This window comes from Anaerobacillus alkalidiazotrophicus (assembly GCF_001866055.1).
On record NZ_MLQS01000030.1, the window covers coordinates 44,901 to 62,458 of the forward strand.

At 33.8% G+C, this 17,558-nt stretch carries 15 protein-coding genes; 12 read left to right on the forward strand and 3 right to left on the reverse strand.

The window, feature by feature from the left end; genetic code table 11:
* The first annotated feature begins 310 nt into the window (after positions 1-310).
* The 5 genes from BKP45_RS16405 (at position 311) to hepT (ending at position 3,087) form a co-directional block, all read left to right on the forward strand.
* On the forward strand, positions 311-1,234 hold the full coding sequence (locus tag BKP45_RS16405) for a TraB/GumN family protein (protein WP_084787836.1): 924 nt from the start codon (positions 311-313) through the stop codon (positions 1,232-1,234).
* A 241-nt stretch (positions 1,235-1,475) separates the two neighbouring features.
* The gene (locus BKP45_RS16410) at positions 1,476-1,874 is read left to right on the forward strand and encodes a nucleotidyltransferase substrate binding protein (protein ID WP_071389681.1); all 399 of its coding nucleotides are present in this window, start codon (positions 1,476-1,478) and stop codon (positions 1,872-1,874) included.
* Positions 1,875-1,878: 4 nt separating this feature from the next.
* Complete coding sequence (locus BKP45_RS16415) at positions 1,879-2,193, forward strand: nucleotidyltransferase family protein (protein ID WP_071389682.1); 315 nt, start codon at positions 1,879-1,881, stop codon at positions 2,191-2,193.
* A gap of 95 nt (positions 2,194-2,288) precedes the next feature.
* Positions 2,289-2,693 (forward strand): type VII toxin-antitoxin system MntA family adenylyltransferase antitoxin, encoded by a 405-nt coding sequence (gene mntA / locus BKP45_RS16420; protein WP_211272966.1) that lies wholly within the window; start codon positions 2,289-2,291, stop codon positions 2,691-2,693.
* On the forward strand, positions 2,683-3,087 hold the full coding sequence (gene hepT, locus BKP45_RS16425; RefSeq protein WP_071389684.1) for a type VII toxin-antitoxin system HepT family RNase toxin: 405 nt from the start codon (positions 2,683-2,685) through the stop codon (positions 3,085-3,087). The genes mntA and hepT overlap by 11 nt, the downstream gene beginning before the upstream one ends.
* 175 nt (positions 3,088-3,262) lie before the next feature.
* On the opposite strand, the gene BKP45_RS16430 is transcribed toward hepT, so the two are convergent.
* The gene (locus BKP45_RS16430) at positions 3,263-4,600 is read right to left on the reverse strand and encodes a 6-phospho-beta-glucosidase (RefSeq protein WP_071389685.1); all 1,338 of its coding nucleotides are present in this window, start codon (positions 4,598-4,600) and stop codon (positions 3,263-3,265) included.
* Positions 4,601-4,811: 211 nt separating this feature from the next.
* On the opposite strand from BKP45_RS16430, the gene BKP45_RS16435 reads away from it, so the two are divergent.
* The 4 genes from BKP45_RS16435 to BKP45_RS16450 all read left to right on the forward strand — a co-directional run bounded on the left by BKP45_RS16435 (position 4,812) and on the right by BKP45_RS16450 (position 9,968).
* Positions 4,812-5,534: a MurR/RpiR family transcriptional regulator gene (locus BKP45_RS16435; protein ID WP_071389686.1), complete on the forward strand. Its 723-nt coding sequence runs from the start codon at positions 4,812-4,814 to the stop codon at positions 5,532-5,534.
* Between the two features lie 78 nt (positions 5,535-5,612).
* A complete protein-coding gene (locus BKP45_RS16440) occupies positions 5,613-6,608 on the forward strand; it encodes a LacI family DNA-binding transcriptional regulator (RefSeq protein WP_071389687.1) in 996 nt (331 codons plus the stop codon).
* A 171-nt stretch (positions 6,609-6,779) separates the two neighbouring features.
* A complete protein-coding gene (locus tag BKP45_RS16445) occupies positions 6,780-8,231 on the forward strand; it encodes a sucrose-specific PTS transporter subunit IIBC (protein ID WP_071389688.1) in 1,452 nt (483 codons plus the stop codon).
* Between the two features lie 252 nt (positions 8,232-8,483).
* On the forward strand, positions 8,484-9,968 hold the full coding sequence (locus BKP45_RS16450) for a glycoside hydrolase family 32 protein (protein WP_071389689.1): 1,485 nt from the start codon (positions 8,484-8,486) through the stop codon (positions 9,966-9,968).
* Positions 9,969-10,299: 331 nt separating this feature from the next.
* Here the strand turns inward: BKP45_RS16450 and BKP45_RS16455 are convergent, their stop codons facing one another.
* Both BKP45_RS16455 and BKP45_RS16460 read right to left on the reverse strand, forming a co-directional pair.
* Positions 10,300-11,973, reverse strand: coding sequence for a PAS domain S-box protein (locus BKP45_RS16455; protein ID WP_071389690.1), 1,674 nt, complete (start codon positions 11,971-11,973; stop codon positions 10,300-10,302).
* A 498-nt stretch (positions 11,974-12,471) separates the two neighbouring features.
* On the reverse strand, positions 12,472-14,121 hold the full coding sequence (locus tag BKP45_RS16460; protein ID WP_071389691.1) for a PucR family transcriptional regulator: 1,650 nt from the start codon (positions 14,119-14,121) through the stop codon (positions 12,472-12,474).
* Between the two features lie 182 nt (positions 14,122-14,303).
* Here BKP45_RS16460 and allB point away from each other — a divergent pair, with 182 nt between their 5' ends.
* From allB to BKP45_RS16475, 3 genes are all read left to right on the forward strand, one after another.
* The gene (allB, locus tag BKP45_RS16465) at positions 14,304-15,668 is read left to right on the forward strand and encodes an allantoinase AllB (protein ID WP_071389692.1); all 1,365 of its coding nucleotides are present in this window, start codon (positions 14,304-14,306) and stop codon (positions 15,666-15,668) included.
* A gap of 247 nt (positions 15,669-15,915) precedes the next feature.
* Positions 15,916-16,977, forward strand: coding sequence for a TRAP transporter substrate-binding protein (locus BKP45_RS16470; RefSeq protein WP_071389693.1), 1,062 nt, complete (start codon positions 15,916-15,918; stop codon positions 16,975-16,977).
* 67 nt (positions 16,978-17,044) lie between these two features.
* Positions 17,045-17,557, forward strand: a complete 513-nt coding sequence (locus BKP45_RS16475) for a TRAP transporter small permease (protein ID WP_245747435.1) — start codon at positions 17,045-17,047, stop codon at positions 17,555-17,557.
* The last annotated feature ends 1 nt before the right edge of the window (position 17,558 follow it).

A 17,558-nucleotide genomic window follows, 5' to 3' on the forward strand; every position in this document is an offset into this window, starting at 1 on the left:
CATCTCCTAAATTTTATCATTTTTATTTCCTTTGAGAATTGTATCATATAAGACTTTTGAAGTATAAGAATATTATAAATATTTTGTTAGGTGTAAGGTATTGTCTTTTAAATTTATTTTCCACTGTATAAGGAAAATATCGTAGCTTCACGATAAACATTCAAATCAACTTACACCGCCAAAAGTTGGCGGAACTCCGCCATATTATGGCGGTTATTTTTTTATTAGGATATAGTAGAATGTTTAGTAAGAGTTGGAAAATTATGAGGAATTCTAGAACTTAAAAAAAAATGAAGAATGGAGCGGTATAATGAAACGAGTATTTTTAGGTATTTTTATGGTTTGGGCTTTATTTGTATTAGGAGCGTGTAATTCTGAAAGTGTAAATGAAGATGTTGAAAGTTCAGAAAGACCAGGTGGTTTTTTATGGAAAGTGGAAGATGGAGAGACAACTGTTTATCTACAAGGGACTGTTCATGCTGGTACCGAAGACTTTTATCCTTTTCATGAAACGATTGAGCAAGCTTATGAGGAAGCTGATGTTGTAGTACCTGAAATTGATATAACAGATTTGGATTTAATGGCTGTACAAACATTAATTGTCGAGTTAGGTCTTTTTCAAGATGGTAGTAAACTAGAAGATCACCTCCCTCAAGAAGTATATTCTAAAATATCGGATACACTAGATGATTTGGGTTTACCATTAGAAATGTTTGAGAGCTATCAACCATGGTTATTAGCTATAACGATTCAACAATTAATTTTGGAAAAATTAGATTATATTCATGGTGTTGATGAATATTTTCTAATCCGGGCAAATGATGATGGGAAAGAAATTATAGAGTTAGAATCAATGGAATCACAGTTTCAAATCTTCGCTGATATGTCACTAGATTTACAAATTGAATTTTTAGAAGATTCATTGTCGAATATAGAAGAGTACGAAGAAGAGATGATTGAGCTGTTCACTTATTATAAGAACGGTGATATAGATGGACTTTTAGAATTGTTAATTGAAGTGGAAGGGTTAAATGAAAGCGAAGAAGCACAAAAGTTTACGGAAGCACTTAATGATAAAAGAAACTATGAAATGGCCGAAAAGATTATCGAGTTCCTCCAGGAAGACAGTGACAAAACCTATTTTGTCATAGTCGGAAGCCTACATTTAATCATGGAGCCACATATTGTCTCTATTTTAGAGGCAGAAGGGTATGAAGTAGAGCATATTCATTAAATAAATGGTAGAACTAGTTTAAACTCAAAAACAAGTCATAACCGACAAAAATTGGCGAAACTCAATCATATTTTGTCGGTTATTTTTTACCAAAGTATTTCTTACTTTTTACTGTTAACTTTGAAAAAAAGGATTTAGCATTATTCATATTCGGAGAAATCCTTTAATAATTAAGAGGAAATGGGGATATAATGATAGAATAAAAGACAAAAAGAGCGTTTGTAGAGGATGGGGGTTTATAATGGATTCATTGAAGGATATCAGATGGAAGCAAAGGTTTGAAAATTTTGAGAAATCCTATTTGCGACTTGAAAAATATTCTAATCAGCCAATAAGTACAGAATTAGAACGGGCGGGGATTATTCAATTTTTTGAAATGACATTTGAATTGGCATGGAAGGTTTTAAAGGATTACTTAGAAGCACAAGGTTATGTGGTCAAAAGTCCGAGGGAAACAATAAAACAAGCATATCAAATAGAGTTAATAAATGATGGGCACGTATGGTTAGATGCTTTAGCTAAGCGAAACTTAACGACACACACTTATGATGATGCATTAGCAGAAAAACTAGTTAATGAAATTAAAACAGAATTCTTACCAGAATTAAAAAAATTATATGAAAAACTACTAGAGGAATGATTCGATGTTTGGGTTATTAGATAAAGATTTGCATTATATAACTAAGGCGATAAAAAAGTATGCTGAAATAGAGAGAGTAAAGGTTTTTGGTAGTCGAGCACTGGGAAACTATAAAAAAGGTTCAGATGTTGATATGGCAATTTTTGGTGAAAGTATTAACGGAAAAATAGTGGCAGGCTTGAGTGACATTTTAAATGAAGAGTATCCACTTCCTTATTTTTTTGACGTTATCCATTACGAGAGTATTTCTAATCAAAAATTAGCAGAACACATAGATAATTCAGGGATTGAAATTTTTCCCACTCTTAAGGGGCGGTAAGACACCCACCTCAAAAGATAAGGAAATCGAAAAGTTTAGGTATCTAAATCACAACAGAATAGATGATTTATTATAAGAATTTGGAGGTTTTCAAAGTGTATAAAGATAAACAGAAAATAATTATTGAACATTTAGTTGAAAACTTATCTCCATTTTTTATTATTTTGTTTGGATCAACAGTAAAAGGAACTGCAAATAAACATAGTGATTTTGATGTTGCATTCTTAAATAATCAAAAGATAGATAGTTATCACTTATTCATGATTTCCCAAGAACTTGCCTCTAAACTAAATCGTGATGTAGACTTAATCGATTTGAATCAGGCAAGCACAGTTTTTCAAGCACAAGTCATATATACTGGTAAAGTTATATATTGTTCGGATGAACAAAAGAAAGCTGAATTTGAATTAAAGGCTCTAAAAATGTATACGAAATTAAATGAGGAGCGTTTACCTATATTGAAAAGGATAGATGAAAGTGGGTCTATTTATGAAAAATGATGTTATTTTAAATAAAATAAGTATGATTGAAAGATGTATTAGACGGATTCATGAGGAATATGCCGATACACCTTCTAATTTAAAAAACTATACAAAACAAGATTCTGTCGTTTTAAATTTACAACGTGCTTGCGAAGCTAGTATAGATCTTGCTATGCATATTGTTGCAGAGAAAAAATTAGGTTTGCCGCAGAACAGTAGAGACGCGTTTTCCTTTTTAGAAAACGAAGGGATTATTTCTTCTTCCCTTTCAAATAAAATGAAAGCAATGGTGGGGTTTAGAAATATTGCTGTCCATGATTATCAAGAACTTAATTTAGAGATCTTGCAAAAAATTCTCGACAATCATTTAGTTGATTTTGCAGAGTATACAAAAACGATACTTCGTTATTAATCTTATAGATGATTGTAAGGAGCGTAAGTGCGTAATAGTTGAAGTATAGGTACAATTTGAAATGATCTGAAGTAAGAAGTCTTACAAGTAGCAAGAATATAATATGAAGAAACGCTAACTATAAAAAAGCTGAACTTAAGTATTCTTCTTAAGCTCAGCTACTGTGATTACGATATTATGCTTTTACAACTTCTTTTTTACCAAAAAACTGTGGTAAATGCTCTTTGTGAGCTTCCATCATTTCATCTACGATTTGTTTTGCGATCGTATCAGATGGGCTAAGTGGATTAATTGTCATTGCTAGAACAGCAGTATTGTAGTCTCCTGTTACGGCAGCTTCTGCACCAATACGCTCAAACGATTTAATTTGTTGAACAAGTCCGCGTACTGGAACTGGAAGGTCACCAATTGCAATTGGCTTTGGACCATCTTTTGTGATCACACAGCTAATTTCAACTGCAGAATCTGCTGGAATACTAGCAATAGCGCCATTGTTCATTGTATTTACTGGTTGAATATCGCGTTTGTCCGTGTAAATCGAAGTGATTAAACGGACTGCAGCATCTGAATAGTATGCTCCACCACGTTTTTCTAATTGAGGTGGTTTGATCGCTAAGTTTGGATCTTTGTATAGCTCGAATAATTCAGTTTCTAGCTTCTGTACCACTTCGGCACGTGTTCCTTCGCCATCAGCATTTTTCATGTCTTTTTCAAGCATTTGTCTCGTTTTATAGTAGTACATGTGGTAAGGACAAGTTAGAACACCTAATGATTTAATAAACTCTGGCTCCCAACCAATACCTTCAATATTTTTAACAAAACTGCTATTTGCAGGATCTGTTAACTTTTCAATTACTTCTTCTCTTACACTTACGCCATCAACATAAACATCTAACCCATAAACCATATGGTTTAATCCAGCAAAATCAATACGGATACGAGAATGGTCAACATCTAATAATTTTGCAATCCCCATCTCAATGCCGATTGGAACATTACATAACCCTACCACTTTTTTAATGTTTGAGTAACGTAGGACTGCTTCCGTTACCATACCTGCTGGATTTGTGAAGTTAATTAACCATGCATTCGGACATAACTCTTCCATGTCTTTACAAATATCTAGAATTACTGGGATCGTACGTAATCCTTTAAATAAACCACCAGGGCCATTAGTCTCTTGACCAAGAACACCATACTTAAGAGGAATTCTTTCGTCTTTAGCACGAGCTTCTAATAACCCAACACGGAATTGTGTAGTAACGAAGTCTGCATCTTTTAAAGCTGCGCGACGATCTAGTGTTAAGTGTACATCAATTGGTAAACCAGCTTTTTCAATCATACGTTTTGCTAAGTTTCCAACGATCTCCATTTTTTCTTTCCCTGCTTCAATATCTACTAACCAAAGCTCACGAATTGGTAGTTCATCATAACGTTTAATAAAACCTTCTACTAATTCTGGTGTGTAACTAGATCCCCCACCAATTGTTGCGATTTTTAATCCTTTTGTCATAACTTGCACCTCCGGATATTTTTAAACAAGAAATTGTTATTTACTAATCTACAAACTAATTGTATGGAAGAAAAGACGGAAAGTATATACGCTTTCATCATCTTGTTCTTTATTACAGATACAGTTATTTGTTTCATAGATGTTACAGCATGTTTTCTCTTCGGTGTTATGGTAAAATAAAGAAGAACATTTTAGGGAAGGGGAAAGTGATATGTTTACCAATGAAGAAATTGCTTCATTTAATGAACTTGATATGACCTTGTACAACTATATCACTCAACATGCTGATAAAGTTGCTTATATGCGAATAAGAGAATTAGCAGATGAAACCCATGTTTCAACAGCTACCATATTGCGTTTTTGCCGGAAAATTGGTTGTGAAGGTTTTTCAGAATTTAAAGTAAAGCTGAAACTGTATGTAGAAAATAATGAAAAATCAGTGATTAAGACCGGCGAACAATCGATTACAGAATTTTTTGAACGTACGTTATCAGGTAATTTATCTGAAATTATTAAACAAGCGGCTGCTTTAGTAGCAAAAGCAGATACGGTCATTTTTATTGGAATAGGTAGTTCGGGAATTTTAGCTGAATATGGTGCGAGGTATTTTTCGAGTTTAGGGAAGTTTTCGATGTATATTAAAGATCCTCATTTTCCAATTCATTCAAATATATTACATAATAGTGTTACAATTGCTTTATCTGTATCAGGGGAAAATCCTTATACGGTTAATCATATTCATCAATTAAACCAAGAAGGAAGTAAGGTTATTAGTATAACAAATAGTAAACATTCAACGATTGCGAAAATTTCTCATTTAAATATCCCCTACTATGTTACAGAAGAACGATTTGAAGGTTCGAATATTACGACGCAGATCCCAGTCGTATATATTCTAGAAATATTAGCCCGTGAAACGTATAATCTTAGATAAGGAGTTAAGACCTCCTCAGGGTGACTAAAAATTTCTAAAACAAGATCTGAAAGAAAAGATGAATTCGGAGTTGAGAGCATGAATACAATTGCAGATATCGCTAAAATAGCTGGAGTAGCTAAAAGTACGGTTTCCAGGTATTTAAACGGTGGTTCGATCAGTGATAAAACGAAAAAAAAGATTGAAAAAGTAATGGAAGAAACGGGATATATGCCTAACACTTTCGCTCAAAGCCTTAAAGCGAAAAAAACTAATATCATTGGAATTATTGTACCGCGCCTAGATTCTTATGCAACAGCTAGAACGTTAATTGGTATTGACGAGTATTTACGAGAATGTAACTATCAAATGTTTGTTTCGAATACGAGTCTAGATTTAGAACGTGAAATCGAAAGTATTCTAACATTAACAAAGCAAAAGGTTGCAGGGATTATTTTACTTGCAACTGAGATTACTGAAAGACACATAGAAATAATTAAGACGATCCAGATACCAGTTATAGTTGTTGGTCAAGAACATCAACAGTTGTATAGTATCGTTCATAATGATTATGAAGCAGCTTATGAATTAGGGAAATATGTTCTTGAGCAAGGCCATCGAAAGATAGCATATTTAGGTGTAAGTGAAAAAGATATTGCTGTTGGAGTAAAACGAAAAGAAGGTTTTAAAAAGGCTATGCAAGAAATAAAAGGTTGTGAAGTGAAATATTTTGAAACAAGCTTTAAAATTGCTGAAGCTTTAATAAAGGTGCCTTCCATCATTAAAGAATACCAACCGTCAATGATTGTATGTGCAACGGATAATATTGCAATCGGAGCTCTTAAGGCGGCTTACATGAATGGGTTAACAATTCCAAAAGATCTGTCAATCACTGGTTTTGGAGGGTATGAAGTGACTGAAATGATGAATCCAGGCTTGACGACGGCTAAATTTTTTTATCAGGATGCAGGGAGAATGGCGGCAAATAGTATCGTAAAGTTAGTGAATGGAGAAAAAATTTCAAAAAAAACTTTGTCTAAATTTGAAATTATTATTCGTGAAAGCGTTGACAAGTTAAATGTAAATCAGCTATAATTAAATTAAGAAATCGGATCTACAAAAAAGGAACCGGTTCCAAATTCATTTTATGAACTTATTGTTTTTTATTTTTAAAAGAGAACCGGTTCTTGATTGTGTGCTTTTTTATGCTACAAAAAGGAACCGGTTCCAAAGAAATCGAAAATTTTAAATCAGGAGGTATTTTTCATGAATTACAAGGAAACCGCACAAGAATTATTACAGGCACTTGGTGGTAAGGAAAATGTTTCAGCAGCTACTCATTGTGCTACAAGGTTGCGTTTAGTTTTACATGATGAGTCAAAAGTAGATCAAGAAAAGTTAGACAATATGGAGGCAGTGAAAGGGACATTTTCAACTGGAGGGCAATACCAAGTAATCTTGGGTGCAGGAATTGTGAATAACGTTCATAAAGAATTCTCAAAAATGGTAGGGCTTTCGGAAATGTCTACGCAGGATGTGAAAAATGCTGGTGCGAAAAAACTCAATGCCTTGCAACGTTTTGTAAAGATGCTTTCTGATATATTTGTACCAATTATACCAGCGATCGTAGCCGGCGGTTTATTAATGGGTATCAATAACTTGTTGACGGCAGAAGACTTATTTATTAAAGGCGAATCACTAGTAAGTGCCAATCCTGGAATTGCGGATTTAGCAGCGTTAATTAATACGTTTTCGAACGCAGCGTTTGTATTTTTACCAATTTTAATTGGATTTTCCGCAACTCAGCGGTTCGGTGGTAACGCTTACCTAGGTGCAGCGCTAGCGATGATCATGGTTCATCCAGACTTATTAAATGGCTGGGGATATGGTGGTGCTGTAGTTAGTGGGGAAATTCCTGTTTGGAATATTTTTGGTTACGAAATTGAAAAAGTAGGATATCAAGGTTCGGTGTTACCAGTATTAGCAGCGTCATTTATTTTAGCAAAAGTAGAAACGTATTTAAGAAGAGTTATTCCTTCAGCATTAGATAATCTTTTAACACCATTATTTACAATTTTTATTACAGGAATCTTAACATTTACATTTGTAGGACCAATTACTCGTAACGCAGGTCACTTATTATCTGATGGATTAATTTGGTTATATGATACTACAGGATTTCTTGGAGCAGCTGTATTAGGGCTAGCTTATGCACCAATTGTTATTACAGGGATGCATCACAGTTTTATTGCGGTAGAAACACAATTATTAGCAGATATTGCAAGAACAGGTGGAACATTTATCTTTGTAATCGCAGCAATGTCTAACGTAGCCCAAGGTGCAGCAACTTTAGCAGTATTATCTACTACTAAAGACAAAAAAATGAAAAGTATTGCCTCTGCATCAGGTATTTCAGCACTATTAGGAATAACAGAGCCAGCAATGTTTGGTGTTAACTTGAAACTTCGTTACCCGTTTATCGGTGCGATTATTGGAGCAGCAATTGCTTCTGCATTTGTAACGATCTTTAAAGTAAAAGCAGTCGCTTTAGGCGCAGCTGGTTTACCAGGTGTTATTGCTATTATTCCAGATGTATTAATTTACTTCATCATCGGTATGGCGATTTCATTTGCCATTGCATTTAGTATCACATGGGTTTTAGCGAAAAAAGAAATGAAAAAGACTGATATCGTTGAAAATCAAAAAAATATTGCTTAAGTTTAGCAAATAAGAGGAGAATCGTATGATTCTCCTTTAATTATTTAATTAGTGTGAATTTCATCATTCATCAAACTGATTTGAACTTAAGGGTCATAGCCCCCCCACCTCTAAGCGTAGCGTAGGTGGGAACTTCCATTCAGGTGAAGTTGAGACTCCATCTGAATTTCCGATGTTCGAGCGTTGCTAGAACGAGTTCTCTTTAGGGGAAAATGAAATTCACGATATTATGGAGAGGAGTTTTTGATAAACATGTGGACTGTAGAAAAAAGGTACCGTCGAATAGAGGAAGTAGAAATAGAGGAAATCAGTAACTTAATGGCAAAAGTTAAAAATTGTCCATGGAGACAAACGTTTCATATTCAACCGGAGATTGGACTTCTTAATGATCCAAATGGATTTTCTTTTTACAATGGTGAATACCATTTGTTCTATCAATGGTTTCCACTCGGGCCAGTACATGGTTTGAAATATTGGTACCATAAAAAATCTAAAGATCTTGTAAATTGGGAAAATGTTGGAATAGCCATAAGGCCGAATGATTATTTTGATAGTCATGGGGCTTATTCTGGAAGTGCAATTGAGCACAATGGAAATTTATACTTCTTCTATACGGGTAACACTCGAGATGAAAATTGGAAACGCCACCCATACCAATGCATAGCTGTCATGGATACAAATGGTCATATTACAAAAATGGAAAAACCAGTTATTTCTGAAATTCCAAAAGGGTATACTGATCATTTCCGTGATCCGAAAGTATGGAAAGAAAATGACACATTTTATGCTGTATTTGGGGCGCAGCGAACAGAGGAAACAGGTTGTATATTGCTCTATAGTTCTCTGGATCTTATAGAATGGACATTTGAAGGTGAAGTTGGTACGAATTTAGAAAAGTTTGGTTTCATGTGGGAGTGTCCAGATTACTTTGAACTTCAAAATCAAGGAGTACTCGTTTTTTCACCACAAGGAATTGAACCAGAGGGAGATAAGTTTCAAAACATTTACCAATCTGGTTATGTACTTGGTGAGAGGCTAGATTTAGAAAAAAAGGTATTAGAGCATGGTCAATTCATAGAATTGGATCGTGGATTTGATTTTTATGCACCACAAACGATGCTCGACCCAAAAGGTCGTCGAATATTAGTTGGATGGATGGGCTTACCTGAGATTGACTACCCAACGGATAAAAATGAATGGGCCCATTGCTTAACAATTCCTAGAGAATTATCAATTCACGAAGGGAAACTATTACAAAAACCTATTAAAGAACTTGAAAAACTTCGTAAAGAAAAAGTGGAAATAGATACTGAGATTGATAATGAAACAAGAAGATTTAAAGGTTTTTACGGGGAAAGTTATGAACTAAGCGCAGAGTTTACTAACTTTACTGCTGAAGAGTTTGGTATCGAACTTCGAGTCGGTGAAAATGAAAAAACAACGATAAAATATGATTCAAGGACAAAACAGGTTATCTTTGATCGGTCCTTATCAGGAGAGCCGGTCGGTGAAGCATTTGGAACAGAGAGAAAATGCACAATCGGATCTAGTACATTGACATTTCGTATTTTTGTAGATACTTCCTCGATCGAATTATTTATTAATGATGGAGAAGAAGTATTTACAGGAAGAATTTTTCCTTCCAAGGAAAGCCAAGGGATTCAATTTTATGCTAAAGGTGGTGCTGTCAATTTAGAAACATCTTTGTGGCAGTTAGATAATTCCCTAAATGAGTGAATTTCATAATTACCGAAAACGAGCCACGTAAACCTATATACAGTATCTAAGTAGTTAGGATATTAAATCAGTGGGGTTTTCCTTCATCCCCCACTGATTGTTAGTTTAACTTATACCACAGGCATAATAATAACTAATCATCAGCTTTCACTGATGAAAGTTATTCTATATCGGACCTTAAGGGGCAGTTAATCCCCCACCTAAACTTTTCGATTTTCTTAAGTTTTGAGGTGGGGGTCTTACTGCCCCTTAAGAGTGGGATAAAAGAAAAAGTATAACTCTCAATGAGTGGCGTATTTCTCTTTTCCACTAATTGAAAGTTAAATGTAGTCTAATAATAAAGGGGTGGCCAGATGTTGTGAATTTTCGTTCCTAATGCATCAGCAATCAAACGAGCAGTTTCAATGTTAGGTTTTTTGACTTTTCCGGTTCGTAAATTAGAGATTGTAGCAACGGTTAGACCAGTTAATTCGGCTAACTCTGAAGAATTAATATCCATTTGGGCCATAAGTACTCTTAGGTTTTTTCCAGGATCATCACTCACATATGCGGTTAGGTGATCGGTAGAAGTGTTTTCGAAAGAGTAATTGGCAATAGTTAAGAAAACCTTTTCGTTATTAAATGTCGAAATACACGTTCGTAATTCAACAGGAAGTTTCTTACCTTTTTTGTCTATATGCATGGATTTTAGTATAGTAACCCTTTCTTCTTGTAGATTATTAAGACTTTTCATTCTTAGTGAAAGGTATTCTTTTGCGATAATGTCTTTAAAAGACTTCTTTATTAATTCGGACCTACAATACCCCAGTATCTCACATGCCTTATTGTTTACCTCTAGAAATCTCCCTTTTTCCTGATTAGTTGTAATTTCTGAAATGAATATTGGAAAAGTAACCTCATTAAATAGCTTATGAAAAGTATCTTCCTCTGAGGTTAAGTTTTCAATAAGTGTATCTTCTTCGGTTGTATCTTTAAATACACCAAAAACACTTTCAACTTTACCATTCATAAAAATGGGTATTGTTGTTAAATTACCATAGATATGTTTCCCGTTTTTATGAATTAAAGTTAATTTTTCTGTAGGTGGTTGATCTTTCATTTCAGAGATCTCTCGAAAGCGTTCAGACCCCCACTTAATTTCTTTTGGATGTAACAAATTCATAAAGTTCATGTTAAGAATTTCCTCTTTTGAATATCCAACAATTTTATGTCCAGTAGGATTAATCTCAATAAATTGTCCGAATGAATTTACTTGGAATATCCCATAAGGGTAATTATCTAACAAGTTATGATACTTAATATTTAACCATTGTAATTGAAGTTCTGTATTTTTGTATTGAGTTATATTCTTTGAAATACCATAGATCTTTTGAACTTGATTGTTAACGATAGCTGGAATTAAGGATACGTGTACATGGATAAGCTTTTTTGACTTATGATAAAAAGTAGTGTCAAAGTTTTGAATATACCCTTGTTTAGCAAGATCTATTTTGTGTAACACTTTAGGTAACTCAATAATTGGTATAAAAGGTATGTAGCTCTTTCCAATTAATTCTTCTTTTGTATAACCAGATAAACGTTCTCCGGCAAGGTTTATATCTTTAATGATTCCGTTTGGAGAAATAGAAAAGATAGTATCTTCAAGATGGTTATATAGTGTGTTATCTGAATTTAATGATTGATTAATAACTTTTTTATCAATGGGTGGTAATGCTTCAATTGTTATACTAATGATTTTGTTTTCATGATTGATGTTAGGGATAAGTTTTGCTTTTACAAGTGTTGATTTATTTTCCTGATTAAGTAAACGTATTGAAATTGAAGATTTTGTCTTCTTTTGTGTAACTTGGTAAAGCATTTCTTGAGTATTTTTTCGATCATCCTCATGTATGTAATGGATGAACATTTTTTTACCGTGTGATATTTTGGACTCCATTGTTGGAAACTGTTGTTGAGGTGACGTATATAGGACAGTTCCATCAAGATCAATAACAATAATGAACAATTTGAATTCATTCCCTTCTTAGAAAATGTCCAAATTTAACTTTGGCCACACGCTGATGTTGTTATGCCAGTTTAAACTATATAGCCTTTTATATTAGATCAATTGTAACATATTGTAAAAAGAATGTGTTTTTTTCAAATATATTTATATGTATTTTACAGAAAAAACTTTATCCCACTCTTAAGGGGCAAGTAAGACCCCCACCTCAAAACTTAAGAAAATCGAGAAGTTTAGGTGGGGGATAAACTGCCCCTAAAGGTCCGATAAGTTGAACTAACAATCAGTGGGGGATGAAGGAAAACCCCCCACTGATTGAAGTTCAGCTTTATATACGAAAAAGTTTTTATGTTTTTGGTAATTATGAAATTTACTCAGTTATATAGAAATAAGGAAATAATGGAGGTGTTCTTAGTATATTTACGGAGACAAAGATGAGTTTGAATTAACTTTCATAGTAAGGGATAAAGTGACCTATCCTACTATGAAAGTTAAATTTTACTAAACTAAAATCGACTTTAATAAAAATGAAATCCTTAACCTCAACGTTTCATCTGCACTTTTTAAATCTCTTCCTATTATGTCTTCACACTTCTTAATTCGGTAAATGACGGTATTTCGATGTATATACATACTTTTTGCTGTCTCAGAAATTTGGCAGTTATTATTAAGAAAACAAGAGAGGGTTTGTACAAGATCTTGTTTTTCTTTATCTTCTGGATAGGCTAATTCCTTTAAAGTAGATTTGTAAAACTCCTTTAATTTTTGTGACGGTATTGTTTTCAATAACTCTGTTAGTTCTTTTGTTCGATATGTCTTAATAAAGCCTTCTTCATTTTCTCGATAGCCTATGCGCAGAGCTTCAACGGCTTCTTTATATGAAATAGAGATGTCTCTAACGTTTTCAGCATAGTTACTAATTCCAAACGATAAAGAAATGTTTGATGTTTGCAGCATATCTTGTTGTGTTTGATTAATGATCTCAAAAACTTCTTTTTCAATCGTTTCATTATAAAATTCAAAGCCGACTAAAATGGAAAATATGTCTCCTTTCGTAAATAAAATGCTATTTCCAAGCTGCTTAATTAACACGGTGTCAAGTAGATCATAGATAAGGTCTCTTTGGCTATGAATCTTTTTCTCTGCTTTTAATGAGTGTTTTTCTAATTCAATTTGATTAAGTTGATCTAATTTACAGGTAATACAAATATATTGTAATGATTTATCGATGGTATATATTTTCCCTCTATTGATTATTTCTTCTTCCGTTGCAATAACCCCATCCACTAAGTCAGAGAAAAATTCATTCTTCAACCTTCTTGATTGCTGCTCAATGGCGTGTAACCTCATGAATTCAAATGAAATCACATTAGCTGCTTGTTCCACAGCAAGTAAAGAAGAATACTGCTGCTTTAGAGAAGTTCCTAGTATAACGACATACCCTTTTTGTTGGTTGGTTGTCTGAATTGGATATAGAGAAAATTGTTTATATTCACTAGTTGTATCGTCTAATGGAAGTGTCAGAACTTTAAATTGGTTGATTTGTTCTTGATTTGTAATATCATGAATGTATTTATATACGGAGAAAAAAGCCTCTCGATCAATGTCCTTTGAAGACGCCATAATCTCTAGTCGTGTATTTAATAAAATCACAGAGACATCAAGAATAGAAGATAGGCTATTAATCACATTCGTTAACCCGCCGCCGGAAATTACAATGTCTGTAAATTCTCGATGAATACTGAGTGCGTAATTTAATTCCTCGGTTCTTTCTTTTAGGATCCCGCTTAAAGCCTCAGTTAACATTTCTCCAAGTGAATAATGTAACGGTAGCTCAATGATTGGGAAGTTTCGTTCATTTGCTTCCGTAATCACTTCTTCTGGAATTTCTTCAATATATCTTTTCGTTTTTAATCCAAGAGCTGCACAACCTTGTTCAGACATTTGTTTCACTAATTCAATTAGTGCAACTGGGTTGTTTTTAATTGAATAGGCAGTAGTGAGTAGTAACTGCCCTTGATTTAAATAATGAATAATATCAGGTGCATCCATAAGATTTACAGATTGGACAACGTTAGCTAAATTATGATGTCCGGCAACGACTTTAGCCTCTTTAAATGTTGGGAGAGCCAAAACCTCTACTAATTTCATCCTCAATCTACTCCTTTCTTACTGATAATATTTCGTTCGATAATTTATTGTTGTTTATACTGTACAAAAAAACGTAATAATCAGAAAGTTTTGTGTGATAAAACCTTACATAATTTGTCATTTGTTTGGATGATTCATACAAAATGGGGATTAAGTAATTGATATGAGGAGGAATTAGGGAAATGCAATTAGTCATTAAGAATGGAAAAGTATTTATTGATCAAACTTTTAAAAACGTCGATGTTTTTGTGAAAGATGGATTAATAGAAAAAATATTACCGATCGAACAACAAGAATTAGAGAACGGTATAACGGTTGTTGATGCTAATGGCTGCTATGTGTTTCCGGGCTTTATAGATTCTCATGTTCATTTTAATGATCCTGGAAGAGAAGAGTGGGAGGGCTTTGAGACTGGAAGCGAAGCAGCAGCAGTTGGTGGAATGACAACTATTTTTGATATGCCGTTAAATAGTAGTCCATCCGTTGTTAACACGAAGATTTTAGATGAAAAGAAGAAGCATCTCCAGACAAGATCTACGATTGATTTTGGTTTATGGGCCGGTATTACTGCTGACAATGTTAGAAATAAAGAAGAATTAAAGTTGATGAGAGATAACGGCATTGTAGGTTTTAAAGCATTTCTATCAGAAAGTGGGATTAGTGATTTTGCTTGTTTATCGAAAGAGCAATTGAAAGAAGCTATGCTTATATCAAAGAAACTAGGAACGGTCTTAGCTCTTCATGCAGAGGAAAATGAACAAATTCAAATGTATACGACGGCGCTAATAGAAAACAACAGAGTAGATCGGCAAGCTTTTTTAGAAAGTAGACCACTTAAAGCTGAATTTGCGGCGATTAAACATGCACTTAGTTTAATCGAACAAACGAAAGCTTCTGTACATTTCGTTCACGTAAGTTCTTCAGAAGCGATCGAATTGATATTTCAATATAAAGAGCAAGGTTATGATGTCACAGTTGAAGTTTGTCCGCATTATTTACTTTTTAGTGATCAAGACTTTTTGCAGAAAGGTCCGATTTTAAAATGTGCTCCGCCATTACGAGATTTAGAAACGATAGAAAAGTTGTGGGGATGTATTGAAAAAGGGTGGGTAGATACGATTGGTTCTGATCACTCTCCATGTCTTTATTCTATGAAGGAAGTAGGGGAAGAAAACATTTGGAAGGCTTGGGGGGGAATTCAAGGGGTTCAATTCGCTTTTCCTTTTTTCATAGGAGAGGCAACCAGACGAGGAATTCCTCTTGAAACGATTTTACCAATGATGACTGAAAATGTAGGAAAGCGCTTCGGACTTCGTAATAAAGGAACGATAAAGGTTGGGTATGATGCTGACCTAACAATTTTTAAGCCAAATGAAAAATATATAGTTACCAAATCTGACATTTTATTTCGTAATAAATATTCACCTTATGAAAACGTAGAAACAATAGGAAAAGTCGTTATTACGATTGTCCGAGGAAATATTGTACATGACGAAAAGAGGGAACTAAAGCCTCCGAACATTGGTTTAGAAATCAGTTACATTTAGATGAAACATCCAAAAAGATAATATGGTTTTGTGGATGGTGACTAATGACGATTAATCCTAGTCGCTTTAATATATGACTATAAGTTGCACATGGTTAGCAATAAATAAACGTAAAAAAGTTTGGACCTAACTTGGTAGAGGGGAGTGTTGGTTGATTTTGTTTTCTTAAATTCATGAGAGTATTACTAGAGTAAAAAAAATAGTAAGCAAATCAATGAAGAAGGAATAGAAAAAGGGAGGAAGTAGTATGAAGAAACAATTTCGCAGTTTGTTATATAGTTTTCTATTTGTTTTCGGTGCAATTCTAACAGCTTGTGGAACTAGTGTCGGTACAGAAACAAATATTAGTTCCGAAGTACAAGAAAGTGATAATCCAAAATCAGAAGTCTATAAATGGAGTCTTGGAATTAATACAACAGAAGGGTCTGTTAGAGATATAACGGCAAAAAAGTTTAAAGAAGTTGTAGAAGAAAAAACGGATGGTCGTCTACAGATTGATATCCACCTTGGGGAGTCTCTTGGTACTGAACAAGAGATGGTAAATATGGTGCAAGTTGGTGCTCTTGAACTACAGTTAGCTGGTGGTTTGTTTGCGAATATAGTTCCAGAATATAATACATTATCATTACCGTTTATCGTAGATGATTATGATGAAGCATATGCAGTATTGGATGGTCCTGTAGGAGATAGATGGAAAGAATTAGCATCTGAGAGAGGGTTCAAAGTATTAGCGCACACTGAACTTGGCTTTGCGCAGATTACTACTAATAATAAGCCCATTTATCATCCAGATGATTTAAAAGGATTGAGAATGAGAAGTCCGAATGAGGCTATTTGGATTGAAAGTTTTAGAGAGTTAGGAAGTGCTGTTTCAACGATGCCATTCACTGAAGTATATATGGCGTTGTCTCAAGGTGTTGTTGATGGTCAGTTTAATCCACCATCAGCTATATATGAAACGAATTTCCATGAAGTTCAAGACTATTTGGCGTTAACCAATCATTTTTACTGGCACGTAAACTTTATTATGAATGACGATTTATGGAATAGCTTAGATGAAGAATTACAAGAGATTATCCAAGAAGCCGCGTATGAAGCGAGAGATTTATCTAGGGCTCATATTCAAAAGAAGGATGCAGAAATGTTAGAAATTTTAAAAGATGAATTTATCGAAATTACTGAACCAGATATTCAAGCATTTCGTGATGTACTAGAACCTAAAATTGATAGTATTTCAAAAACGATACCAGCTGAAGCGGTGGAAGAAACATATAAGTTTTTAGAAGAGTACCGTCAGGCGAAAAATTAATTTAGAAGGTAGAGTGTGATGTAAGTAATTTAACACTCTACCTTTTAAACATAAGGAGGAAATAATAATGGAATATCCACGGAAGAGTTTTATTAATGTTATTATAAATAACTTTATTCAAGTAGTTGATGTATTTACTATACTGCTCATGTCTCTCTTAACAATTATTGTTTTTTTAGAGGTCTTAAGTAGATATTTCTTTAACTTTCCCTTTGCTTTCTCAGGAGAGTTAACAGCAATACTTTTTCCGTGGGTAATATTTATGGGTGCAATTATTGTTACTAAAAATGAGGGTCATTTATCAATAACTCACTTCCGAGGTTTATTAAGGAGTGAATTTCAAAAAATATTAATCATTGTGGGTAAAATTGTCATGTTATTTTTCGCTTTTTATATGTTTTTATCTAGTATTGAGTTAGCGAACTCGGTATCCGCTCAGAAGTTCCCAGTTCTTCAAATCTCAATGAATTGGCTGTATCTTTCAGGAGTTTTTGCTTTTGTTGGAATGTCAGTAGTTTTAACTTATCAATTATTTGAATTAATAAAAAATAGTATAAAAGATACTAGAAAGGAGGTTTGAA

Coding starts and splice junctions, on each gene's coding strand:
- BKP45_RS16405 (WP_084787836.1), top strand. CDS start 311: ATGAAACGAGTATTTTTAGGTATTTTTATGGTTTGGGCTTTATTTGTA.
- BKP45_RS16410 (WP_071389681.1), top strand. CDS start 1,476: ATGGATTCATTGAAGGATATCAGATGGAAGCAAAGGTTTGAAAATTTT.
- BKP45_RS16415 (WP_071389682.1), top strand. CDS start 1,879: ATGTTTGGGTTATTAGATAAAGATTTGCATTATATAACTAAGGCGATA.
- hepT (WP_071389684.1), top strand. CDS start 2,683: ATGAAAAATGATGTTATTTTAAATAAAATAAGTATGATTGAAAGATGT.
- BKP45_RS16430 (WP_071389685.1), bottom strand. CDS start 4,600: ATGACAAAAGGATTAAAAATCGCAACAATTGGTGGGGGATCTAGTTAC.
- BKP45_RS16435 (WP_071389686.1), top strand. CDS start 4,812: ATGTTTACCAATGAAGAAATTGCTTCATTTAATGAACTTGATATGACC.
- BKP45_RS16440 (WP_071389687.1), top strand. CDS start 5,613: ATGAATACAATTGCAGATATCGCTAAAATAGCTGGAGTAGCTAAAAGT.
- BKP45_RS16445 (WP_071389688.1), top strand. CDS start 6,780: ATGAATTACAAGGAAACCGCACAAGAATTATTACAGGCACTTGGTGGT.
- BKP45_RS16450 (WP_071389689.1), top strand. CDS start 8,484: ATGTGGACTGTAGAAAAAAGGTACCGTCGAATAGAGGAAGTAGAAATA.
- BKP45_RS16460 (WP_071389691.1), bottom strand. CDS start 14,121: ATGAAATTAGTAGAGGTTTTGGCTCTCCCAACATTTAAAGAGGCTAAA.
- allB (WP_071389692.1), top strand. CDS start 14,304: ATGCAATTAGTCATTAAGAATGGAAAAGTATTTATTGATCAAACTTTT.
- BKP45_RS16470 (WP_071389693.1), top strand. CDS start 15,916: ATGAAGAAACAATTTCGCAGTTTGTTATATAGTTTTCTATTTGTTTTC.
- BKP45_RS16475 (WP_245747435.1), top strand. CDS start 17,045: ATGGAATATCCACGGAAGAGTTTTATTAATGTTATTATAAATAACTTT.